Source organism: Streptomyces sp. NPDC091649 (assembly GCF_044756785.1).
Classification (GTDB): domain Bacteria; phylum Actinomycetota; class Actinomycetes; order Streptomycetales; family Streptomycetaceae; genus Streptomyces.
Genome location: NZ_JBIVTR010000002.1, coordinates 254,505 through 277,240 on the forward strand (window position 1 = coordinate 254,505; position 22,736 = coordinate 277,240).

Annotated in this window: 19 protein-coding genes and 3 pseudogenes; 7 read left to right on the forward strand and 15 right to left on the reverse strand. The window is 73.4% G+C overall.

The features are described from left to right. Positions 1-418 precede the first annotated feature (418 nt). On the forward strand, positions 419-1,294 hold the full coding sequence (locus tag ACIQMU_RS06325) for a peptidoglycan-binding protein (RefSeq protein ID WP_402688303.1): 876 nt from the start codon (positions 419-421) through the stop codon (positions 1,292-1,294). 116 nt (positions 1,295-1,410) lie between these two features. Here the strand turns inward: ACIQMU_RS06325 and ACIQMU_RS06330 are convergent, their stop codons facing one another. The 5 genes from ACIQMU_RS06330 to ACIQMU_RS06350 all read right to left on the reverse strand — a co-directional run bounded on the left by ACIQMU_RS06330 (position 1,411) and on the right by ACIQMU_RS06350 (position 8,230). Continuing rightward, positions 1,411-1,878, reverse strand: coding sequence for a DUF1772 domain-containing protein (locus tag ACIQMU_RS06330; RefSeq protein WP_402688304.1), 468 nt, complete (start codon positions 1,876-1,878; stop codon positions 1,411-1,413). A 292-nt stretch (positions 1,879-2,170) separates the two neighbouring features. Continuing rightward, a complete protein-coding gene (locus ACIQMU_RS06335) occupies positions 2,171-3,850 on the reverse strand; it encodes a von Willebrand factor type A domain-containing protein (RefSeq protein ID WP_402688305.1) in 1,680 nt (559 codons plus the stop codon). A gap of 138 nt (positions 3,851-3,988) precedes the next feature. After that, positions 3,989-4,894, reverse strand: coding sequence for an ABC transporter permease (locus tag ACIQMU_RS06340; protein ID WP_402688306.1), 906 nt, complete (start codon positions 4,892-4,894; stop codon positions 3,989-3,991). Next, positions 4,891-7,539 carry an alpha/beta fold hydrolase gene (locus tag ACIQMU_RS06345; protein WP_402688307.1) on the reverse strand — a complete coding sequence of 883 codons (2,649 nt, stop codon included), beginning with the start codon at positions 7,537-7,539 and terminating at the stop codon, positions 4,891-4,893. Before ACIQMU_RS06345 ends, ACIQMU_RS06340 begins: the two co-directional genes overlap by 4 nt. A 235-nt stretch (positions 7,540-7,774) precedes the next feature. Further along, on the reverse strand, positions 7,775-8,230 hold the full coding sequence (locus ACIQMU_RS06350; protein ID WP_352241872.1) for a hypothetical protein: 456 nt from the start codon (positions 8,228-8,230) through the stop codon (positions 7,775-7,777). On the opposite strand from ACIQMU_RS06350, the pseudogene ACIQMU_RS06355 reads away from it, so the two are divergent. Continuing rightward, positions 8,121-8,348, forward strand: a pseudogene (locus tag ACIQMU_RS06355) (phosphatase PAP2 family protein); the annotation flags it as partial. The gene ACIQMU_RS06350 and the pseudogene ACIQMU_RS06355 sit on opposite strands and share 110 nt — an antisense overlap. An 87-nt stretch (positions 8,349-8,435) precedes the next feature. Here ACIQMU_RS06355 and ACIQMU_RS06360 read toward each other — a convergent pair. The 8 genes from ACIQMU_RS06360 to iolC all read right to left on the reverse strand — a co-directional run bounded on the left by ACIQMU_RS06360 (position 8,436) and on the right by iolC (position 17,975). Beyond that, positions 8,436-9,173 carry a response regulator transcription factor gene (locus ACIQMU_RS06360; protein ID WP_352241867.1) on the reverse strand — a complete coding sequence of 246 codons (738 nt, stop codon included), beginning with the start codon at positions 9,171-9,173 and terminating at the stop codon, positions 8,436-8,438. 19 nt (positions 9,174-9,192) lie between these two features. Continuing rightward, complete coding sequence (locus tag ACIQMU_RS06365; RefSeq protein ID WP_402688308.1) at positions 9,193-10,671, reverse strand: sensor histidine kinase; 1,479 nt, start codon at positions 10,669-10,671, stop codon at positions 9,193-9,195. 46 nt (positions 10,672-10,717) lie between these two features. Continuing rightward, a complete protein-coding gene (locus tag ACIQMU_RS06370; protein ID WP_402688309.1) occupies positions 10,718-11,338 on the reverse strand; it encodes a DUF4291 domain-containing protein in 621 nt (206 codons plus the stop codon). 135 nt (positions 11,339-11,473) lie between these two features. Beyond that, positions 11,474-12,976, reverse strand: coding sequence for a CoA-acylating methylmalonate-semialdehyde dehydrogenase (gene mmsA / locus ACIQMU_RS06375; protein WP_352241823.1), 1,503 nt, complete (start codon positions 12,974-12,976; stop codon positions 11,474-11,476). 91 nt (positions 12,977-13,067) lie between these two features. After that, positions 13,068-15,014 (reverse strand): 3D-(3,5/4)-trihydroxycyclohexane-1,2-dione acylhydrolase (decyclizing), encoded by a 1,947-nt coding sequence (iolD, locus tag ACIQMU_RS06380; protein WP_402688310.1) that lies wholly within the window; start codon positions 15,012-15,014, stop codon positions 13,068-13,070. Then, a complete protein-coding gene (iolB, locus tag ACIQMU_RS06385; protein ID WP_402688311.1) occupies positions 15,011-15,961 on the reverse strand; it encodes a 5-deoxy-glucuronate isomerase in 951 nt (316 codons plus the stop codon). The genes iolD and iolB overlap by 4 nt, the downstream gene beginning before the upstream one ends. Next, on the reverse strand, positions 15,958-16,869 hold the full coding sequence (locus tag ACIQMU_RS06390; RefSeq protein ID WP_402688312.1) for a deoxyribose-phosphate aldolase: 912 nt from the start codon (positions 16,867-16,869) through the stop codon (positions 15,958-15,960). The genes iolB and ACIQMU_RS06390 overlap by 4 nt, the downstream gene beginning before the upstream one ends. After that, positions 16,866-17,975, reverse strand: coding sequence for a 5-dehydro-2-deoxygluconokinase (iolC, locus tag ACIQMU_RS06395; protein ID WP_402688313.1), 1,110 nt, complete (start codon positions 17,973-17,975; stop codon positions 16,866-16,868). Before iolC ends, ACIQMU_RS06390 begins: the two co-directional genes overlap by 4 nt. A gap of 133 nt (positions 17,976-18,108) precedes the next feature. Between iolC and ACIQMU_RS06400 the strand changes: the two genes are divergently transcribed. Continuing rightward, positions 18,109-19,035: a sugar phosphate isomerase/epimerase gene (locus tag ACIQMU_RS06400; protein ID WP_352241818.1), complete on the forward strand. Its 927-nt coding sequence runs from the start codon at positions 18,109-18,111 to the stop codon at positions 19,033-19,035. A gap of 70 nt (positions 19,036-19,105) precedes the next feature. Here ACIQMU_RS06400 and ACIQMU_RS06405 read toward each other — a convergent pair whose 3' ends face one another. Beyond that, entirely contained in the window at positions 19,106-19,630 is a 525-nt protein-coding gene (locus ACIQMU_RS06405) for a DinB family protein (protein ID WP_402688314.1), read from the reverse strand. Positions 19,631-19,842: 212 nt separating this feature from the next. On the opposite strand from ACIQMU_RS06405, the gene ACIQMU_RS06410 reads away from it, so the two are divergent. Then, the gene (locus ACIQMU_RS06410; RefSeq protein WP_352241816.1) at positions 19,843-20,034 is read left to right on the forward strand and encodes a MerR family transcriptional regulator; all 192 of its coding nucleotides are present in this window, start codon (positions 19,843-19,845) and stop codon (positions 20,032-20,034) included. Positions 20,035-20,060: 26 nt separating this feature from the next. Here the strand turns inward: ACIQMU_RS06410 and ACIQMU_RS06415 are convergent, their stop codons facing one another. Continuing rightward, positions 20,061-20,813: a methyltransferase domain-containing protein gene (locus ACIQMU_RS06415; RefSeq protein ID WP_352241815.1), complete on the reverse strand. Its 753-nt coding sequence runs from the start codon at positions 20,811-20,813 to the stop codon at positions 20,061-20,063. A 510-nt stretch (positions 20,814-21,323) separates the two neighbouring features. On the opposite strand from ACIQMU_RS06415, the gene ACIQMU_RS06420 reads away from it, so the two are divergent. The 3 genes and pseudogenes from ACIQMU_RS06420 to ACIQMU_RS06430 form a co-directional block, all read left to right on the forward strand. Further along, positions 21,324-21,638 (forward strand): heavy-metal-associated domain-containing protein, encoded by a 315-nt coding sequence (locus ACIQMU_RS06420; protein WP_402688315.1) that lies wholly within the window; start codon positions 21,324-21,326, stop codon positions 21,636-21,638. Positions 21,639-21,735: 97 nt separating this feature from the next. Then, positions 21,736-21,870 (forward strand): annotated as a pseudogene (locus ACIQMU_RS06425) (cation transporter); the annotation flags it as partial. Between the two features lie 87 nt (positions 21,871-21,957). Next, positions 21,958-22,212, forward strand: a pseudogene (locus ACIQMU_RS06430) (heavy metal translocating P-type ATPase); the annotation flags it as partial. Positions 22,213-22,736: the final 524 nt, after the last annotated feature.

Genomic DNA, 22,736 nt, shown 5'->3' on the forward strand with positions numbered 1-22,736 from the left:
GCCCCCGGCGTACGGACCCGCGTCGCGGAAGCGTCGGCGCGTGCGGAGGGGCGCGGCATAGGCGCGCGGAGGGGGCGCGGCGGGGTCACGGCGGGTGGCGCCGGGTGGGCGGCCGTGGCGCGGGGCAGGGGATCGGCGGGCCTCGGCGCCGTAAACATCGGTCAGCAGTTCGGGTCTCCCCGGAGGGGAGTTCGGCACCGGCGGAACCTTCCGTCCGGCGGGACGTTCGGCAGGGCGTGGGAGCGGGCAAATCGCTCATGTGAGCCCGAAGGCGGACCCCGCCGCAGGGCGCTCCCGTACCGCCCCCCCCTCACCCGGCAGATGCACACGACTCCCGCCGTGGTCCACCCGCCGGTCCCATCGCCCGCACAGCGAAGCGCCCGCGTGAACTACGCACATCAGGGAAAGGAGCGCCGCGATGGCGACGCCACTGTCCGCCGACAAGCTGCTGAAAGCCCTCCGCGACGAAGGTCTCCACGTCGTCGAACACCGGAGCTGGCGTACCAACAACCGTAATCACAAGGGCGCCTGGGGACCGACGCACGGGGTGATGATCCATCACACCGTCACCTCCGGCACCACATCCTCGGTCGAGCTCTGCTACAACGGCCACTCCGCCCTCCCCGGCCCGCTCTGCCACGGGGTCATCGCCAAGGACGGGTCCGTCCACCTCGTGGGGAACGGGCGGGCCAACCACGCCGGGCTCGGTGACGACGACGTGCTGCGCGCCGTCATCGCGGAGAAGGCGCTGCCCCTGGACAACGAAGCCAACACCGACGGCAACCGGCACTTCTACGGCTTCGAGTGCATCAACCTCGGCGACGGCAAGGACCCCTGGCCGGCGGCCCAACTGCTGGCGATCGAGCGGGCCGCCGCCGCCGTCTGCCGGGCGCACGGCTGGTCGCAGCGGTCGGTGATCGGGCACCTGGAGTGGCAGCCGGGCAAGGTCGATCCGCGCGGGTTCACCATGAACTCGATGCGCACGCGGATCGGCAAGCGGCTCGGCGGCTCCCCGGACGGCCCCTCCGATCCGCCACCGAAACCGAGACACGAGCCGTTCCCGGGAGCGGCGTTCTTCAGGGTCGGCCGCAGGAGCGCGATCATCACGGCGATGGGCAAGCGACTGGTGTCCGAAGGCTGCGGCAGGTACACGGTGGGGCCCGGGCCCAACTGGTCCGAGGTCGACCGGAAGTCGTACGCCGCCTGGCAGCGCAAGCTGGGCTACTCGGGCGGCGACGCGGACGGCATCCCCGGCAAGACCAGTTGGGACCGGCTCAAAGTGCCCAACGTCTGACGGGCGTACGCCCCTGGACACCTGCCGAACGGTCCGCCGCCGGGCTCAGAGGGCGGGGCGGTCGACGAGCCGGGTGCGAGCGGCGGGGGCCGGGAGGCCGGACCGGAGCCCCCGCCCTACAGGGCGACCGCCAGCAGTACGCACGCCACCAGATTGAACGCCGTGCGGACCTGGTGGAAGGTGTTCCAGCGGGTCTCGAACGCCGTGCGGGCCGCGCTGTCGTCGCCGCCCTCCGACGCGGCGAGGGCGTTGTTGAGCGGGATGTTCCCGGCGACGGTCACCAGATGACTGGCGACCACGCAGATCAGCGCCCCCAGGATGGCGGGGCCCGCCACCGCGCCGTGCTCACCGAGGCCGGTGAAGAAGGCGGCGGCGGGCAGCGCGACCACACCGAGGAACAGGACCAGGAAGACCGGGCCGGGGACCTTGTCGTTGAAGCGGCTCATGGCGGCGGTGAACTGTTCGTCCGTCAGGGCCGCGAGGCCGGGCATGATCGCGATCAGGAAGGTCAGCATGAAGCCCGCGTAGAGGCCGTTGACGATCACGGAGAGCACCAGGAACAGGGAGGTCATGGCGGACATCATGGCCTGGACCGGCCATCCGCACGGCCCATTTTCGCCGGACCGTGCCCAGCCCATCAGCCGGGTGACGGCGCCCGCCGCCCTTCTCGCCCCACCGTGCCAACTCCCCCTGCTCCTCACGCTCCTCCCGCTCCTCCTCGTCTTCCGGCGGCTCCTGCCCTGCCCGCCTCCCCCGCATCTGGCGCCCGTCCAGTTCTTCCCGTCCCCCTTGTTCCCTCCCGCCCCTCCCGCCCCTCCCGTCCCAGCCTTCTTGGTCTCTCCCCCCTCCCTGATCTCCCTCGCGGGGTGAGCCTTCTCAGCCGATCTCGCCCTCGGACGGCTCCGGCCGGTCGTCCGTTCCGGCTCCGCCCCGGAGCCGGTCCGCCTGGCCGATGGCCTTGGCCAGCTTCGCGACGGAGCTGTCCTCGGTGGCCTTCGCCAGCTCGCCCGCCCGGGTGGCGAGTGTGCCGAGGCCGGGTGCGCCCGGCAGGTCGCCGCCCCTCAGGTGATCGGCGAAGTAGGCGGCGACGGCCGCGACCTGGAGCCGGTCGTCCTCGCCGCCCCACAGGGAGCCGTCGATCGCCCCGGTCGTCGCGGTTCCGGTTTCCTCCCGGGCCTCGCGGGTCCTGGGGTCGAGCCAGCGGACGGTGGCCTTGGCCACGGTGCCGGACGCGCCCTCGCGCAGCCGTACGGCGTACAGAGCGGTCACCGTGTGGCCGGGGCCGACCTCGCCGCCGTCGACGCTGTCGTCGCGGAAGTCCTCGTCGGCGACCTTGCGGTTCTCGTAGCCGATCAGGCGGAACTGCTTCACCCTCTTCCGGTCGAACGCCACCTGGGCCTTGGCGCCACGGGCCCGGATTTCGAGGTGGGCGGGCAGCTGGCCGACGAAGACCTTGCGGGCCTGCTCCTCGTCACCGACGTAGGTGGTGTTCCCGTCGCCCTTGTTGGTGAGCTGTTCCATGAACGCGTCGCCGTAGTCGCTTCCGACGCCGACGCCGAAGAGGGTGATGCCGTACTCGCGGCGGGCGGACTCGATCTTCTCCAGGATTCCGTCGGCGTCGGTGTCACCGGTGTTGGCGAGGGCGTCGGAGAGGAGCACCACCCGGTTGGTCGCGCCCTTGCGGTGGCCCTCGACCGATTCCTCGTAGCCGAGGGTGATACCCGCCTCGACGTTGGTGGACTGGGCCGGCCGCATCTCCTCCACCACGTCCTTGATCCGGTTCCGGTTGCCCTTCAGGCGGGTCATGGGAAGCCGGGTCTCGGCCTCGTCGCTGAAGGTGACCAGCGAGAGGGAGTCGTCGTCGCGCAGTTCGTCGGTGAGGATGGCCAGGGACTTCCTGACCAGGTCCAGGCGTCCGGTCTCGGCCATGGAACCCGAGATGTCGACGACGAAGGTGAGGGCGGCGGGCGGACGTTCAGCGGTCGAGGGTGCGGCCTCGGTGGCCAGACCGACGCGCAGCAGCGACCAGTCGGAGGCTCCGGTTCCGCTGCCCCCGCCCTTCCCCGCGCCGATGCGTGCCCCGTCGACGTTCACCGAGAAGCCGTTGCCCTTCGGCCGTTCGTACCCCTGGCGGAAGCTGTTGACGAACTCCTCGGGGCGCACCTCCTCGGGGGCGGGCAGCCTGCCGTCGCCGAGGGTGCGGCGCGCGTAGCCGTAGCTGGCGGTGTCCACGTCCAGGGCGAAGGTGGAGAGGTAGTCGGGCGCCTCGGCGTCGGGCTTCGCCGTGCCCCCGGCCTCCTCCCCCGGTGCGGCCGACCGGCCCCGCTCGGACGCCGCCGCGTCCGGCGCGGGCTGTCCGCCGCCGGACGGCCCCTGCCCCTTGCGCGTACCCGAACTGAGGTCGCGCGTACTCTCCGTCCCGCTGTCGCCGCCGCCGCAGGCGGTGAGGAGCACGGCTGAGGCCAGGAGGAGCGCCACGGCTCCCGCCCGGCCGCCCGTCCGGCTCCCGGCCCGGCCCCCTGCCCGCTTCTCGTGTCGCCGGCTGATCTGGTGCATGCGTAACCCCCCACGTCGTCACGATGTCCTCGACATCTGTGAATGTGACGTACGGGGCCGCCGAACGGAGTCGACGAAAGCGTTGCGGAACCATCTCGATGCGGCAACAGCGGGCGGGAAGCCGGTGGAACATCAGGTTCAGGACACGATGTCCTTACGACTGAACCCGCGGAAGGCCAGGGCGAACAGGATCAGGGCATAGGTCACGGATACGGCCGTGCCCTTGATCATGCCGCCCCACTCCAGTTGCGGCTGGAGCGCGTCGGCCCAGGCGAACTGCCAGTGCGCGGGCAGGAAGTCGCGCCAGGAGCCGAGCGCGGTGACCGCGTCGAGCACGTTGCCGACGATGGTGAGGCCCACCGCGCCGCCGACCGCGCCGAGCGGGGCGTCCGTCTTCGTGGAGAGCCAGAACGCCAGTCCCGCGGTGACCAGTTGGGAGACGAAGATGAACGCCACGACGATCGCGAGGCGGGGCACGGCGTCCCCGGCGGTCAGCGCGCCCCCGGTGGGCAGTTTCAGCGGGCCCCACCCGTAGGCCGCCGTGCCCGCCACCAGCGCGACGAGCGGCAGCAGCACCATCGCGGCCAGGCTGAAGCCGAGTGCGACGACGAGCTTGGACCACAGCAGCCGGACCCGGGGCACGGGTGCGGCGAGCAGATAGCGCAGGGAGGACCAGCTCGCCTCGGAGGCGACCGTGTCCCCGCAGAACAGGGCCACGGGTACCACGAGCAGGAATCCCGCCGAGACGAACAGCGAGGTGGCGGCGAAGTTCGCGGCGGACTCGGTCGCCACGTCCATCAGGTTGATCCGGCTGCCGCCCCGGCCCCCGCCGTCCTCGCCGTCGGGCGTGCCGCCGATCGCGAAGGCGATGATCAGGATGAAGGGAAGGGCGGTGAGGACCCCGCCCATGAGCAGGGTGCGCCGCCTGCGCAACTGCCGCATGGCCTCGACGCGGAGGGGAAGCGTGCGCGTGGCGCGGTAGCCGGGGGCCTCGGGGTGTTCGGTTCCCACCCGGGCCTCGGGGGGCTGGACGGGGGCGCTCATGCTGCTCCTCCGGAGATCAGGGTGAGGAAGGCGTCCTCCAGGCGGCGGTGCGGGCCGACGCCGGTGACCGGGACGTCGAGCCGGACGAGGTCGGCGACGAGCCGCGAGGTGGTGGCCCCGTCCAGGCGGACGAGCAGCCCGCGCCCGTCGTCGGTGCGGACGGCGGAGCCGATCCCGGGCAGGGCGGCCACCTTCTCCGCCAGCGGCTCGGACACCTCATCCGCCGTGGTCACCAGGACCATGTCGCCGGACCCGGTGATCTCGGCGACCGGTCCGGCCTGGACGAGCCGGCCCCGGTCCATGACGACCAGGTGGGTGCAGGACTGCTCGACCTCGGAGAGGAGGTGGCTGGAGACGATGACCGTCCGGCCGCCGGCCGCGTACCGGATCATCACGTCCCGCATCTCGCGGATCTGCGGCGGGTCGAGGCCGTTGGTCGGCTCGTCGAGGATGAGGAGGTCCGGCATGCCGAGCATGGCCTGGGCGATGGCGAGCCGCTGCCGCATGCCCTGGGAGTACGTCCGTACGGCGCGGGCGAGCGCGTCGCCGAGGCCGGCGATCTCCAGGGCCTCGTCGATGTGCGCGTCCTCGGCGGGGCGGCCGGTGGCCTGCCAGTACAGGTCGAGGTTGGCGCGTCCGGACAGGTGCGGCAGGAATCCCGCACCCTCCACGAACGCCCCGACCCGGGACAGCACCGGCGCACCCGGCCGGATGGCCTGCCCGAAGACGCGGATCTCGCCCTCGTCGGGGGCGATGAGCCCCATGAGCATGCGCAGGGTGGTCGTCTTGCCCGCGCCGTTGGGCCCGAGGAGCCCGAGGACCTGGCCCTTCTCGACGCGGAAGGACAGCTCGCGCACGGCGTACCGGTCGACCGCCTTCGCGTACTTCTTCGACAGACCGGTGATCTGGAGCGGTACGTCGGTGAGCGCGGGTTCCGGGGCGGGCGTCGCGGTCCGGCGGCGGGCGGTGAGCAGCAGACCGGCCGCGATGACGGCGGCGGCGGCCGGGAGGCCCCAGGTCCACCACGGCAGGGTGGCCGCCGCGGTCGTCACCGCGGGCGCGGTGGGGATGGTGAGGGGCCCCTCGGCGGTGACGGTGTACGTGGCGGGCTCGGCCGGGGACGCGTAGCCGAGGTCGGTCGCGGAGAACACGAGGCGCAGCCGGTGTCCGGCGTCGAAGTCGTGGTCCACGGCGGGCAGCGCCAGTTCGACCGTCTTGCCCTGCTGGTCGGGGGTGATCCGGTAGGGGGCGACGAGCTGGTGGGGCAGCACCTGCTGCCTGCCGTCCGGCGACACGTCGTACACCTTGCCGAAGAGCACCGCGTCCCGGTCGCCGCTCGCCGTCACGTTCACCTTGACGGTGGGGGTGCCGGTGACGCGTACGGAGGTGTCCAGGGGGGCGGACTCGAAGCGGGCGAACTGACCGGGGAAGTCGAGTGAGAGGCCGACGCCGAGGGAGGAGAGCTGGGCGAGTCCGCCGCCGATGCCGGGCACGGCGGAGATGGCGGGCGGTGCGGACCCGGCCGGGTTGCGGAAGGTCTTCGTCCCGCCGCCGAGCGCGATGTCCCGGCCGCCGCTGCGCAGCCCCGGGTAGGTGTCGCTGCTCGCGCCGCGCAGGAGGGCGGCGCCGTCGGTGGAGTCGACGCCTCCGGTCCGGGTGACGCGGAAGGCGGGCCCGGTTCCGGTGCCGGTGTCCTCCTTCAGATAGCGGTCGAACCAGTCCCCCACGCGCCCTTCGACGCGTCCGGCCTCACTGTCGCCGCCGTCGTGCCCGCCGGAGATCCAGTCGACGGAGACGGGTGCGCCGTTGGCGCTGATGGCCTGCTGCATGGCGTCGGCCTGGCCGAGCGGGAAGAGGGAGTCGGACTGCCCCTGGAGGAGGAGCGAGGGCACCTTGATGCGGTCGGCGACGGCGGACGGTGAACGCTCGGTGAGCAGCTCGACCGCGGCGGCGTCCGGCTTACCGCTGACGGCGACCCGCTCGTACATCTCGCAGAGCCGCTTCTCCAACTTCTCGCAGCCACCGCCGGTGGTGATGAAGATCCCGGCCCAGAGCTTCTTGAAGACCCCGTCGGGGAAGAGGGCCTCGGCGAGGTTCCAGTAGGTGATGGCCGGTGCGATGGCGTCGACCCGCTCGTCGTGCCCGGCGGCCAGCAGGGACACGGCCCCGCCGTAGGAGGCCCCGGTGAGGCCGACCCGGGGGTCGCCCTTCCCGTCGAGCTCCACCTCGGGCCGCTCCGCGAGCCAGTCGATGAGCCGGGAGACGTCCTTCACCTCGTGGTCGGGGTCGTTGAGGCCGATCTCCCCGCCGGACTCGCCGAAGCCGCGCGCCGACCAGGTCAGCACGGCGTATCCGTCGGCGGCCAGCTTCTCGGCCTGGGCCCGTACGTCGTTCTTGCTGCCGCCGAAGCCGTGCCCGATGAGCACGGCGGGCCGCTTGCCGGAACCTCCGGTGTGGAAGTACGAGGTGTCGACGGGCACCCCGTCCATCCGCAGCGTCCGGTCCTCGCGCCGCACGGTGGGCGAGCCGTCGTCGGCGACGGCGGTCCAGGCGCCGCCGCCCACGAGCACGGCGAGCGCGGCCGCGGCCCACCGGGCCGGGGTACGGGGCAGCAGGCGCCACCGTCGAGCAGTAGGGGTCTCCATCCCTCGACCCTAAACGGAGGACGCCACCGGCCGAAGTGCCGTCAGGGGGATGCGGGTGGCCTCCCTGAGAGGTACGGTGCCCGCCCTCCGTACTCCGTACGCGGTACGGAAGCCCCGCCGGGCCCCCGCCGACGGGGTGTCACCCCTGACGTTCGTCGGGGGCGGCTCCTGCCGTTCGGCCCCCGCAGCGGGCCTTCGTCGCTCCGTACGTTCGCCGCATGACACAGCACACACATCAACGCCGTCGGCCTGTCCGGCTGTTGGGGCCGGTCGCGCTGCTGGCGACGGCGGCGGCCCTGATCGGGACGCTGTCGCCCGGAGGTCTGGGGCGGCCCGGACCGACCGAGGTGACGCAGGGGGCCTCCGTATCCGCGTACCGGTCGCTGACGGGAGCGGTCGCGGACGCCCCGGGATGGCTGGGGCGCCTTCTGGAACTGTCCTCGGAGGCCACGCTGATCGTCCTCGGCCTCCTGCTGCTCGGGACCTGCTGGACGGCCGTCCGCCGGAGGGACGCGGGGGCGGTCGCGGGGACGGTGCTCATCGGGGCCGGAACCGTGGTGGCGTACGCGGTCAGCGAGGCGCTGAAAGCGGTCGTCGACGAGGAGCGTCCGTGCCGGGTGGTGGAGGGCGCCGAGGCGGTCGCCGCGTGTCCCGGGCCGGCCGACTGGTCGTTCCCCAGCAACCACGCCACGCTGGCCGCCGCCCTCGCGGTCGGCCTGGCCGTGCGGCGGCCCCGGCTGGCCGCCGTGACCCTGCCGCTGGCCGTGGCGGCGGCACTGCTGCGGGTCCTGGTGGGGGTCCATTACCCGCACGACGTGGTCGCCGGCGCGCTGCTCGGCGGGGCGGTCGTCGCCGCGGTGCTCCTCGTGCTGGCCCGTCCCGCCGGTCTGCTCGTCTCAGCGCTGCTCGGCCGGCGGTGGGGGCAGGATGCCGGCCTCGTGGGCCACGACGGCGGCCGCGGCCCGGTTGTCGACGCCCAGGCGCGCCAGGACGGAGCTGACGTGCGCCTTGACCGTTCCCTCGACCAGGTGCAGCCGCCGGGCGATCTGCCCGTTGGACAGCCCTCCGCCGAGGTGCGACAGCACTTCGCGTTCCCTGGGCGTCAGCCCGGCGACGCGCTCCCGGGCGGCGTCCCGCCGGCCGGCCGCGGCCCCGGCGTCAGTGGAGGCGAGGTGCGCGACCACGCGGGCGGCGACTTTCGGTGACAGGTAGGCGGCGCCGCCGGCCACGGCCCGCACTCCCGCGACGAGTTCCTCGGGCTCACCCGACTTGATCAGGAATCCGGCGGCCCCTCGGCCCAGCGCCCGCAGGATGTAGTCGTCCTCGCCGAACGTGGTCAGCATGACGACGCCGGTGGCGGGCAGTGTGCGACGGATCTCGGCCGCGGCCTCGATGCCGTTGGCCTTCGGCATCCGCACGTCGAGCACGGCGACGTGCGGGCGGTGGGCCCGGGCCAGCTCCACGGCCTGGTGCCCGTCGGCCGCCTCGGCGACGACCTCGATGTCCGGGTCGGTGGTGAGCACGGCGCGTACGCCGGCGCGGATCATGGGCTCGTCGTCGGCGACGAGCACCCGGATCGTCCCCGGGGCCGCGCCCGGCGGGGTCGCCGCCCGGGCCGCGTCCGGGCAGCCCATCGGGCGGCTCATCGGGCGCTCACGGCGACAGCACCACGTCGCGGGAGACCAGCTCGCCGTCCCGGAAGCAGAGCCGGTAGGCGTCTCCCGACCGGTCGTCGAAGCGGTCCGCTGTCATCGCGTAGAACTCGCACGTCATCCCTCGTTTCTCCGGATCGGAGCCCGCCGGCCGAACCGCCGCCTGCCGGTCCGGCAGCACCTTCCGCACATCGGACCGATCCTGCCCCACCCGGAGGCGTGCGTAGTCGCGCGGGTCGAGGACGGACCGGGACGCGGCCACCGTCTCCCACGTCCCGACCACGGCGAGCAGCACCGCACCGGCGGCCACCGGCACCAGCAGCGCGGCGAGCAGGCCGCGGCGGACACGTCGCCGGGCCCGCCGGTACCCCGCGGGTGCGGGGCTCGCCGCGTGGTCGGCGGGACGGGGCCGGGGCTGTGCGGGGGCGCGGTGGGGCAGCCGGGCCACGACGGCGAAGCCGCCGTCCCGGGGGCCGTGGTGGAGGGAGCCGCCGACGAGCCGGACGCGCTCGTCCAGCCCGACGAGCCCGCGGCCGCCCCGGCCGGCGGCAGGCGGACCGGACGGCCGGCGGCCCGGCGGTCCGGACCGTGGGCCGGCCGGTGCCGCCGGGGCTCCGTTGCGGACGGCCACCCGGGTCTCGGCCGCCGTGTGCGAGAGCTCGACGCTCACGGGCCGGCCCGGTGCGTGCTTGGCCGCGTTGGTCAGGCCCTCCTGCACCACTCGGTGCGCGGCGCGTTCGACCGCGGCCGGAAGCCGCGCCGCCTCGCCTTCCACCGTCAGCTCGACGGCCAGCCCGGAGGCGGCCGCTTCACCGACGAGCCGGGCGATGTCGGAGTCTCCCGGTCCCTGCGGCGCGCCCTCGCTCTCCTCGCGGAGGACGCCGATGACCTCTCCGAGGCGTTCCACGGCGGCGGCGGCCCGGCCCCGGATGTCCTGGGCGGCCCGCCGGTGCCGCTCGTCCAGGCCGGGCGCCAGCTTCAGCGCACCGGCCGACAGCGCGATCAGACTGAGGTCGTGGCCCAGCACGTCGTGCATGTCCTGGGCGATCCGGGCCCTCTCCCGCAGTCTCGCCTGCTCGGCGACCAGCTGCCGCTCCCGCTCCAGCTGTTCGGCCCTCTCCCAGCCGGCCCGGACCAGCTCCCGGTACTGCCGTGAGAACCGCCCGACGAACCAGGGCACCACCACGGCGAGGACGACGACCGCGACGAACTGCGTCCCGAGGCCGAGCAGGGACGGGGCCACGGCGACCGCCACCGCCCCGGCCGCGAGGGCCCCGGCCAGCCACAGGAGCAGCGTCCTGCCCCGCCCGGGCCCCCGCCCCGCGACGAACGCGCCGAGCGCGGTAGGCAGAGCCCACCACCACCCCACCAGGCTCAAGGCGCCGAACGCCGCCACCGCGGGCACCAGCAGTCCTCCCGGGTCCGCCCGCCGAGGGCCGGATTCACCAGCGGTCCTGTTGATCGGAGAGAGGCTGTTCACGTGTCAGAGGCTACGGAGACCGCAAGCCCCGCGGCACTGCCGAAAGTCACGTCCGCTGCGCCGGGGCGGCTCCCCGCACCGGCCGGGGCGCCGCGATATCGAGCGGTGTCTCCACGGGGAGGAGGGCGGCGGCCCTCTCCCGCTCCCCCGCCCGGGCCGCCGCGTGCACCTCGCGCGCGAGCGGGGTGACGTCGCGGACGGAGAGGGTCCACTCGTCCGCGTACCGCCGGGCGGCCTCACCGCTCAGCCCGAGCTGGAGGGAGCGGTACGGGAGCGGGTTGAGGCCGAGGTCGCGTTCGGGGTCCCACTGGACCCGGGCCGGGGCGGCGCGCAGGCGGTGCTTCCAGGCCGCCTCGTCGGGGTGCACGCCGGGTACGTAGTGGGAGAGCTCGGCGTGCGCGAGGGCCCATTCGAGGCCGCTCCGCTCGATCTCGACGGCGAGGACGACCTCCTGGCCCTCCTTCGTGCCCCAGCCGCAGCGGTACATCATCCACAGGAAGCTGGGCTTGATCCAGGTCATCCGGTCCCGCTTCCAGGCTTCGGGGAACCGCCCGTCGCGTGCTGCGGGCAGTCCGATGGCGGGCGGATACGCCTGGTAGACGGTGACGGTGGTGGCGGTGTGCCGGGCGCGGATCTCGAAACGGGGCGGGTGGGTCGCGGCGTTCATGGTCCACAGGATGCGGGAGGCGTTGACGGTCCGGCACCTGTTTTTCGGCGGGTGGGCGGGACCCGCCCGCCCCGGCGGGGTGGCGGGCCCTGCGCCCTCCCCGACGGGGCGGCGGGGCCCGCCGGGCCGCTTCGGTCAGTGGTTGCGCGGGAAGCCGAGGTCGACGCCCGCGGGGGTGTCGGCCGGGTCGGGCCAGCGGGTGGTGACGACCTTGCCGCGGGTGTAGAAGTGCACGCCGTCGTTGCCGTAGATGTGGTGGTCGCCGAAGAGCGAGTCCTTCCACCCTCCGAAGGAGTGGTAGCCGACCGGGACCGGGATCGGGACGTTGACGCCGACCATGCCGGCCTCGACCTCCAGCTGGAAGCGGCGGGCCGCGCCGCCGTCGCGGGTGAAGATCGCGGTGCCGTTGCCGAACGGCGAGGCGTTCATGAGGGCGACGCCCTCCTCGTACGTGTCCACGCGGAGCACGCACAGCACCGGGCCGAAGATCTCGTCCTGGTAGGCGTCGGAGTCGGTGGAGACCTTGTCCAGGAGGGACAGGCCGATCCAGTGGCCGTCCTCGAAGCCCTCGACCGTGTGGCCGGTGCCGTCGAGGACGACCTCCGCGCCCTGGGCGGCGGCGCCCGTGACGTAGGAGGCGACCTTGTCGCGGTGGGCGGCGGTGATCAGGGGGCCCATCTCGGAGGCGGGGTCGTCGCCGGGGCCGATGGTGATCTTCTCGGCGCGCTCGCGGATCTTCGCGACCAGTTCGTCGCCGATCGCGCCGACCGCGACGACCGCGGAGATCGCCATGCAGCGCTCCCCGGCGGAGCCGTACGCCGCCGAGACCGCCGCGTCGGCGGCCGCGTCCAGGTCGGCGTCCGGGAGGACGAGCATGTGGTTCTTCGCACCGCCGAGTGCCTGCACGCGCTTGCCGTTGGCGGAGGCGGTGGCGTGGATGTGGCGGGCGATGGGGGTGGAGCCGACGAAGGAGACGGCGGCCACGTCCGGGTGGTTCAGCAGACCGTCGACGGCGACCTTGTCGCCGTGCAGGACGTTGAGGACGCCGTCCGGGAGGCCGGCCTCCGATGCCAGCTCGGCCAGCAGGTTGGCGGCCGAGGGGTCCTTCTCGCTGGGCTTCAGCACGAACGTGTTGCCGCAGGCGATGGCCAGCGGGAACATCCACATCGGCACCATGGCCGGGAAGTTGAACGGGGTGATGCCCGCGACGACGCCGAGCGACTGGCGGATCGAGGAGACGTCGACCCGGCTGGAGACCTGGGTGGACAGTTCGCCCTTGAGCTGGGTGGTGATCCCGCACGCCAGCTCGACGATCTCCAGACCGCGGGCGACCTCGCCCAGGGCGTCCGAGTGCACCTTGCCGTGCTCGGCGGTGATCAGCGCGGCGATGTCGTCGCGGTGGGCGTCCAGCAGCGCGCGGTAGCGGAAGAGGACCGTGGTGCGCTGGGCGAGCGAGGAGGTTCCCCATGTCGCGTACGCGGCCTTCGCCGCCGCCACGGCCGCGTCGACCTCCTCCGCGGAGGCGAGCGCGACCCGTGTGGTGACCGCGCCGGTGGCCGGGTCCGTGACGGGACCGTACCGGCCCGACGTGCCCTCCGCCGTCTTGCCGCCGATCCAGTGGTTGACGGTCTTCGTCATGACGTACTCCTTCAGGCTTCGAGCAGGGCAAGCAGGCAGGCGGGCTGCGCACGCGTTCGGACGCGGTTCGGAGACGGGTTCCGGCGCGGCTTCACAGGTGGCGGCGTCGGGCGGCGGCCTGCCGGTCGTACTCCTCCCGGGCCTTGACCGCCGCCGGCCGGCTCGCGGTTTCGGCTACCGGAACATCCCACCACGCCTGTGCCGGAGGGGGGCCCGACACTGTGTCGGGCGTTTCGGTCTCGACGTAGACACAAGTGGGGCCCTCGGCGCCGCGGGCCTCAAGGAGGGCTTCGCGCAGCTCGTCGACGGTGGTGGCGCGCAGGACGCGCATGCCGAGGGAGGCCGCGTTCGCGGCGAGGTCCACGGGGAGCGGCGGGCCGGTGAACCCGCCCTCGGCGTCCCGGTGGCGGTAGGCCGTGCCGAAGCGCTCGGCGCCGACGGACTCGGACAGCCCGCCGATGGAGGCGTAGCCGTGGTTCTGGAGGATCAGCAGTTTCAGGGGCAGGTTCTCCTGGACCGCGGTGACGATCTCGGTGGGGTTCATCAGGTAGGTGCCGTCGCCGACGAGGGCCCAGACGGGGCGGTGCGGCTCGCGGGCCCCGACGGCGAGCAGGACGCCGATCGCGGCGGGGATCTCGTAGCCCATGCAGGAGTAGCCGTACTCCACGTGGTACTGGTCGCGGGAGCGCTGGCGCCAGAGTTTGTGCAGGTCGCCGGGGAGAGAGCCCGCGGCGTTGATGAGGATGTCGTCCTCGGTGGCCAGCGCGTCCAGGAGGCCGAGGACCTGGGTCTGGGTGGGGCGCGCGGTGGGGTCGGGGGTGGCGAAGGACGCCTCGACCCGCTCTTCCCATGCCTCCTTCGCGCCGGTGTACTCCGTTTCGTACGCCGGGTCGACCCGGTAGCCGCGTCCGGCGAGCGCCGCCGTGAGCGCCTCCAGCCCGGCGCGGGCGTCCGCCACCAGGGGGAGGGCGGCCAGCTTGTGGGCGTCGAAGGCCGTGATGTTGAGGTGGAGGAAGCGGACGGCCGGATCGGCGAAGAGCGTGCCGGAGGCGGTGGTGAAGTCGGAGAAGCGGGTGCCGACGCCGATCACCAGGTCGGCGGTGCGGGCCAGTTCGTCGGCGGTGGCGGTTCCGGTGTGGCCGATGCCGCCGACGTCGGCCGGGTGGTCGTGGCGGAGCGCGCCCTTGCCCGCCTGGGTGGAGGCGACCGGGATGCGGGTCGCGGCGGTGAACGCGGCGAGCGTCTCCTCCGCGGCGCTGTGCCGGATTCCGCCGCCCGCGACGATCAGCGGGCGGCGGGCGGAGCGCACCGCCCGGACCGCCGCTTCCAGTTCGTGCGCGTCGGGGGCGGGCCTGCGGACGTGCCAGTCGCGCTCGGCGAAGAAGTCCAGCGGCCAGTCGTACGCCTCCGCCTGGACGTCCTGCGGCAGCGCGAGCGTGACGGCCCCGGTCTCGGCGGGGTCGGCCAGGACCCGCATGGCCTGGAGGGCCGCCGGGATCAGCGCCTCCGGCCGGGTGATCCGGTCGAAGTAGCGCGAGACCGGGCGCAGGCAGTCGTTGACCGAGACATCGCCCGCGTGGGGCACTTCGAGCTGCTGGAGTACGGGGTCGGCGGGCCGGGTCGCGAAGGTGTCGCCGGGCAGGAGGAGGACGGGGAGCCGGTTGATCGTGGCGAGGGCGGCCCCGGTGACGAGGTTGGTGGCCCCCGGGCCGATGGACGTGGTCACCGCGTGCGCCGAGAGCCGCCCCGACTGACGGGCGTAGCCGACGGCGGCGTGCACCATGGCCTGTTCGTTGCGGCCCTGGAGGTACGGCATAGGGTGCGCGGCGGTCCCGTTTCCGCAGCCGCCCGCTTCCACGAGCGCCTGGCCGATCCCCGCGACGTTGCCGTGTCCGAAGATGCCCCAGGTGGCGCTGATGAGCCGCTGCCGGCGGCCGTCGCGCTCGGTGTACTGGCGGGCCAGGAAGGCGACCAGGGCCTGAGCGGTGGTCAGCCGGCGGGTGGGGCGGCCGGGGTTCGCGGGACTCGTCGGGCTCAAGGCGTTACCTCCGGGCCGGGCGACGGATGCGCCGTGTACAGCGGGAGTCTGGCGTCGATCGGCTCGTCCCGCCAGGTGTCGCGGATCCAACGGTGGTCGGGGTGGTCGCGGATCAGCCAGGCGCGTTCCTCCCCCGGCCCGGCCATCACGTTCAGGTAGTACAGCGTCCGGCCGGGCGGGGCGATGGACGGGCCGTGCCAGCCGTCCGGGATGAGGACGACGTCACCGCCGCCCACCTCGGCGAGGACGTCCGTGCCGCCGTCGCGCGACGGGGAGACCCGGTGGTAGCCGAGGCCGCCGTCCGCCACCTCGAAGTAGTAGATCTCCTCCAGTTCGCACTCCTGGCCCGGCACGTGTTCGTCGTGCTTGTGGGGCGGGTACGAGGACCAGTTGCCGCCGGGGGTGAGGACCTCGACGGCGATCAGCCGGTCGCACTCGAAGGTGTCGGCGGCGGCGAAGTTGTTCACCTGCCGCGAGCAGACGCCGGAGCCGCGCAGCTCGACCGGTACCTCCGGCGCGGGGCCGTAGCGAGCGGGGAGTCGTCGCTCGCACTTCGCTCCTGCCAGGGCGAAGCGGCCTCCTGCGCCGGAGGCGATCTGTGCGTGGGCGTCGCGCGGTACGTAGGCGAAGTCGGAGACCCCGCTGAACACGCTCTCCCGGCCCAGCAGTTCAAAGGTCGCACCTGCCGTACGCACCGTACAGGCACCGGCCAACGGCAGGATGACCCATTCACTGCCTCCGGTGTCGAGCGTGTGAACACCTCCCGGTTCCAGCTCCAGCACCCGCAGGGACGAACGGTCCCAGCCGGCCCGCTCGGGATCGACGTCGACGGCGTACGCCCCGCGCGCGGCGCTGCCGGACGGCAGGTGGCGCCGCGGCGGCGGGTGGGGGTCGTGCTTCCCGGGGGCGGGGTGTCGCTGTCCTGGGTCGGGATGATGCGTCGTCATAGGCCCTCCCTACCCGGCCCCAGCAGCGATACGGCGGTGTCGACGGCGCACGTCACGTCCCCGTCGGCCGGGTAGAGCAACGAGCGTCCCACGACCAGCCCCCGGACGGTGGGCAGCCGCAGCGCGTCGCGCCATTTCCCGTACGCGGCGTCCTGATCGTCGCCGACCTCGCCGCCGAGCAGGACGGCGGGCAGGGTGGACGCCTCCATCACCCGGCCCATGGCGTCGGGGTCGTCGGTGACGGGGACCTTCAGCCAGGTGTACGCGGACGTCCCGGCGAGACCCGAGGCGATGGCGATGGAGGTGGCCACGGCGGCGGAGGCGAGGTCGTTGCGGAGGCGGCCGTCGACGCGGCGGCAGAGGAACGGCTCGACGAAGACGGGCAGCCGGTGCGCCGCCATCGCGTCGACGGTCCGGGCCGCCGCGTGCAGGGTGTCCAGCGACCCGGGGTCGTCGTGGTCGATGCGCAAAAGCAGCTTCCCGGCGTCGAACCCGTGGCGGACCAGGTCGTCGGGGCGGTGTCCGGTGAACCGGTCGTCGAGCTCGAAGGCGGCGCCGGCCAGCCCGCCGCGGTTCATCGAGCCCATCACGATCTTGTCCTCCAGGGCTCCGAGCAGGAGGAGGTCGTCCAGGACGTCGGCGGAGGCCAGCACTCCGTCGACTCCGGGGCGGGAGAGGGTGAGGCAGAGCCGCTCCAGCAGCTCGAAGCGGTTGGCCATGGCGAGGGGCCGGTCTCCCACGGCGAGCGCGCCGCGCGCGGGATGGTCGGCCGCGATGATCATCAGCCGGTCGCCGGGGTGACGGATCAGCCGTCGCCGCTTCCGTCGGGCGGCGGCCTCGGCGACGGCTTCGGGGCGCTCCGCGCGCAGCCGGACGAGTTCGGGCAGGGAGGCGGCGAGCGGTGTCATGAGCCCGCTCCGGCCGGGGCGTCGGGGTCGGCCGCGACCGCTTCCGTGCTCGCCGGGGCATCGGGGTCGGCCACGACCGCTCCGGTGCTCACCGGGGCGCCGGGGTCCGCCGCGACCGCTCCGGCCGTGAGGGCCCGCTCGACCTCCTCCGGGAACGGCATCGCGGAGGAGCAGGCGAGCCGGGACGCGACGATGGCCCCGGCCGCGTTCGCGTACCGCACGAGGCGGTCGAGCGGCCACCCGGCGAGCAGCCCGTGGCAGAGCGCGCCCCCGAACGCGTCCCCCGCGCCGAGGCCGTTGACCACCTCCACCGGCAGTGGCGGCACATCGGCGGTGGTTCCGTCGCGGTGGACGGCGAGCACGCCCTTCGGGCCCTGTTTGACGACGGCGAGCTCCACCCCGGCCGCGAGCAGGGCGCGGGCCGCGGCGTACGGTTCGCGTTCGCCGGTCGCGATCGCGCATTCGTCGATGTTGCCCACGGCGACCGTCGCGTGGGCCAGCGCTTCGCGGTACCGCGCGGGCGCCTCTCCGCCGTCGTCGCCGCCCTCCCAGAACATGGGCCGCCAGTCGAGGTCGAAGACCGTCGCCGTACGCGGCACACCGTGTGGTCGGGCGCCGGCCGACCTCGCACCGCGCGCCGCGAGGGCGGCCAGGGTGGCGGAGCGGCTCGGCTCGGCGCTGAGGCCGGTGCCCGTCATCCAGAAGATCCGGGCGTCGCGCACCGCGTCCAGGTCGAGGTCCGGCGCGTGGATCTCCAGGTCGGGGGCCTTGGGCTGCCGGTAGAAGTAGAGGGGGAAGTCGTCCGGGGGGAAGATCTCGCAGAAGGTGACCGGTGTCGGGTACTCCGCCACGGTCGTCACCCAGCGGGCGTCCACGCCGAACCGTTCCAGTTCCTGGTGGAGATAGGCGCCGAAGGCGTCCTGCCCGGTCCGGGTGATCACGGCCGTCCGCCGTCCCAGCCGGGCCGCCGCCACCGCGACGTTCGCCGGGGAACCGCCGAGGAACTTGCCGAACGTCTCGACCCGGGCGAGTGGCACCCCGGTCTCCAGGGGGTAGAGGTCCACCCCGATCCGCCCCATGGTGATCACGTCGTGCGGCTCAGGCATACGCATCCCTTCGACCCGCCGGTGGCCGGCTGGTCCCAGGTCTAGCCCCCTCCCGGGAACCGTGTCAACATTTTGTCCGGACATTCGGACGAACCCTTGACACTCTTCCGCACGGGCCGCGACGCTGGGCGTTATGGCCCCTTCCGCCCGCTCCTCGGCCCGCATCCGTATCGGCTCGGCCCCCGACTCCTGGGGCGTGTGGTTCCCCGACGACCCGAAGCAGGTGCCCTGGCGACGCTTCCTCGACGAGGTGGCCGAGGCCGGGTACGCGTGGATCGAGCTGGGTCCGTACGGCTATCTGCCCACCGATCCGGCCCGGCTGGCCGACGAGACGCGCGGCCGGGGGCTCACGGTCTCGGCGGGCACCGTCTTCACCGGGCTGCACCACGGCCCCGACGTCTGGGAGCGGACCTGGGCGCATGTCCGCGACATCGCCGGGCTGACCCGGGCCATGGGCGCCGAACACCTGGTGGTCATCCCCTCCTTCTGGCGCGACGACAAGACGGGCGAGGTGCTGGAGGAACGCACGCTCACCCCGGCGCAGTGGCGCCACCTGACGGCTCAGACGGAGCGGCTGGGCCGGGAGGTCCGGGAACGCTTCGGGCTGCGCATCGTCGTCCACCCGCACGCCGACACCCACATCGACACCGAGGAGAACGTCAGCCGCTTCCTCGACGCCACCGATCCGGACCTCGTCTCGCTCTGCCTGGACACCGGGCACTACGCCTACTGCGGCGGCGACAGCGTCAAGCTCATCGAGACGTACGGGGAGCGCATCGGTTACCTCCACCTCAAGCAGGTCGATCCGGAGATCCTGGCGGCGGTGGCGGCCGACGAGGTGCCGTTCGGCCCGGCGGTGGCGCGGGGCGTGATGTGCGAGCCGCCCGGCGGGGTCCCGGCCCTGGAGCCGGTCCTGGAGGCGGCTCGCGCCCTGGACGTCGACCTGTTCGCGATCGTGGAGCAGGACATGTATCCGTGCCCGCCGGACAAACCCCTCCCCATCGCGCGCCGCACGCGGGAGTTCCTCCGCTCCTGCGGGAGGCCCGGCACCGCCCCCTGAGCCCTCTCGTCCCCGATTGCCCGGACCCGGCCCGGCCCTCCCTCCGGGCCGCGCGGCTCTCCGCGCCGGATCACACGCCCGTGCGCCCGTCGACGCGCTCACGGACCAGGTCGGCGTGGCCGCAGTGCCGGGCGTACTCGCCGATCATGTGGATGTAGATCCAGCGCAGCGTGACCTGCGCGCCCATGAACGGACTGGTGTCGTCGAGCTCTCGCGCCGCGCAGTTCCGCCGGGCCCTCGCCACCTCCGCCTCCCACCGCGCGAGCGCCTGCTCGAACGTGGCGTCCTCGGCGAGGTCCCAGCCGCCGTCGCGGCCCTCGGCCCCGTCCCCGCCGCCGGCCGGCGGGGCGTGGACCGGCGGCGCGTCCTCCTGGGCGAGCACCCGGCCAAACCAGTTCCGCTCGACCTCCGCCGCGTGCTGGAGCAGTCCCAGCAGCGTGATCGGCGAGGGCGCCACGGACGCCTCGCGCAGGGCCTGGTCAGACAGGTCCGCGCACTTCTGGGCGAGCGTGGCGCGGTAGAAGTCGAGCCAGCTCTCCAGCGAGGTGCGCTCGTCGGCGATCAGAGGGGGCATCAGGCGTTCGGAAGTGCTCATGGTCTTCATCGTGGCACCCGGGTCTGACAACGGTCGCATTCCCTACCACCGGCCCCGGTTCACCCCTTCTGCCACAGCAGTAACCGTTTGGGCACACATGTCTCCGCTATGCGGGTTTTCCGTCACAACCGGTCGACAGCCCCGCCCCGTCCGCCGTACGGGTCGTTCGACCGGGCACAGGTTGAACGGAGAAGTGCTGAGAGGTGCCACTGATGACCGACAGAACACTCTGGTCCTACAAGGACATCGCCGCGCACATCCAGGTGCAGCCGGACACGGTCCGCTCCTATCGCAAGCACGGGCTCCTGCCCCCGCCCGACCAGGTGAAGAACGGAAAGCCGTACTGGTACGGAGACAACGTCCGCGCCTGGGTCGCCTCGCGCCCCCGCAACCGGGGGCGCTGACGCCGCGTCCGGACGCCCCGGCGCGGCTACTCCGGGGCGTCCGAGCGGAAGAGGGCCGTCCAGAGGAACGGCTCCCCGAAGAGCGGGGACGCGGGAGCCTCGTCGTTCATACGGCGCAGCTCCACTTCCGTCAGACCGGAGAAGACGCGGCGCAGCGCCTCGGGCGAGTAGGCGACTCCGCCCTGCGGAGCGCCCGTCCGGTAGAGCTCGGCGTCCGGCAGCTCGGACCCCATCCCGCCCTCCCCGGCGGCGAAGCAGGTGAGCGAGAAGTGACCGCCGGGCGCGAGGCAGCGCTCCAGCAGGGCGAGATAGCCGATACGCCGGTGGGGCGGCAGGTGGTGGAAGCAGCCGGAGTCGTGGATCAGGTCGTAGGGCCCGGCCAGGGCGGCTCCCGCCGCCGTCAGGGCGAACGCGTCACCGCGGTGGAACCGGACATCACGGGTCCCCGCCGCGCCCGCCCGCTCCCGGGCCCAGTCGATCGCCGTCGCGGAGAGGTCGACCGCGTCGACGGAGAATCCGAGCGAGGCCAGGTGGAGCGCGTTGCGGCCGGGCCCGCAGCCGAGGTCGAGGGCGCGGCCCGGCGCGAGCAGCCCCCGGCGGACATACGAGTGCAGGCTTTCGTCGGGCTTGTCCACGAAGAACGGCACCGCCTTCGAGCGGTCCGCGTAGAAGTCGTCCCACCAGGGCGCCCCACCGGCCGTCCAGCGGTCCGCCCCCGGCGCGAACAGGCCGTCCATCAGCGCCAGCACATCATCCGCCGTAGTTACGTTCCGGTCCATCCGGCCCCCTTTCCTGTTGGGGCGAGTCTAGTCGCCTGACGCACAAAACCCCAGGTCAGAGCCCTTTTACTGACGCGCCCGGCAGGCTTCTCGCGCCCTCCCGCACGGGCGGGCGACCCCCACCCCCGGCCCCTGCCCGTTCGATGCCGGACCCGCCCGCCGAAGCCCTTCCCGGGGGCATTCCCGGCCTCGCCGAGGGCTGTTTCCACATTCTTCCCCCGGCCCCGCGCCCCACCCCGGCGCCCCGCCGACGGGGCCCTCGCCGGGCCGCCCGCCCCGGCGGGAACCCGGCGCACCCCGCCCCGCGCGCCCCGAGAACCCGGCGCACTCCACCCCTGCGCGCGGCCCGGGCAGCCGGACCGGATCACCGAGGGGCGCGACACGCGACCCACCGGAGTGCATCCATACCCCCTAGGGGTATAGTCTGGAGAAGACGGGACGCCACGGACGCACCACGGCCCCGCACGCCCCGTCACGCCGCCGAAACGTGTTCGCGAAGAGGAGAACGTCATGACCGCCGAGACCGAGACCCCGTCCACCGGTTCCTGCTGCTCGCCCACCGGCTCCTGCCACGACGGCGCGGCCGACGTGCAGATCGAGGAGACCGGCTCGGTCACCACCGTGTACCAGGTCAAGGGCATGACCTGCGGCCACTGCGAGGGCGCCGTGTCGGAGGAGATCTCCGCCGTCGCGGGCGTGACCTCGGTCGCGGCCGTCGCCTCCACCGGCCTGGTCACCGTCACGTCGGACGCCCCGCTGGCCGAGGACGACGTCCGCGCCGCCGTGGACGAGGCCGGGTACGAGCTCATCGGCCCGGCCGCCTGACGGCGGGCGGCGCGACACCCCGCGCACGACTGGGCCGTACCCCACCAGTCGATACTGGCGGGGTACGGCCCAGTCGCGTTTCCCCAGGAGTCCGGACATGGCCAGCACAGCAGCAGCCGGTTCCCCGGCCGCCGACGCCTCCGAGGCCCAGCTCCTGATCGGCGGGACGACCTGCGCCTCGTGCGCCGCCCGCGTCGAGAAGAAGCTCAACCGGATGGACGGCGTCACCGCCACGGAGAACTACGCGACCGACACCCCATCGCCACCGCAGCCACCGACACCACCGGCCCCCTCCCCACCCCCGAGGACTTCCGGAACATCGGATGCGGCGATCGAGGCGAGCGACCTCACGCTGGTTCGTGGAGATCTCAAGGTGACCGCTGACGCGATCCGCCTCTCCAGGCGTACGCTGGCCACGATCAGGGGCAACCCCTTCCGGGCCTTCGGGTACAACGTCGCGGCCTTGCCCCTGGCTGCGAGTGGCCTGCTCAACCCAATGATCGCGGGAGCCGCCATGGCGCTTTCGTCCGTGTTCGCCGTCACGAACAGCCTACGGCTGCGTGCCTTCACGTAATATCCACACAGAGATTTAGATCACACCAGTTTCAGGGTAACCATCCGGTGGGTTCGCGAGTCTTAGAGTGCGATGCCAAGGATGTCTTGGGGGACGTCCGATGGAGTGTCTTGGGGGACGCTCCTGTGGCAAGCGTTGGCCGGGGCACGTGCACCGGGGAGCTTTGAGCGGCCCTCCCGTGCGTACGTACCCCGGCAGACCGCGCACAACAGAACAGGGGGAGCCGCGGCTCCCCGTAGACGCCCGGCCGGATCCCGTGGGGGGAATCCGCTCCGGGATATGGGAAGCGCCCCGACCGTCGACCCGTGGGGGGATCGGCGGCGGGGCGCTTCTCGCTCTCCACCCCCACAACGCCGAATCGCCCCGGACACCGCGCTCTGTGCGAAGCGCGGTACGCGGGGCGAAGGCAGTCGGCCGAAGAGGCCGGGCACTACGGGCGGTGCGGGATCCGGCGGTGCGGGATCCCGCTACGAGGTCCGGGGCAGCGACCTCGACGCGAGGCCCGGTCCAGGGCCTCGCCACCG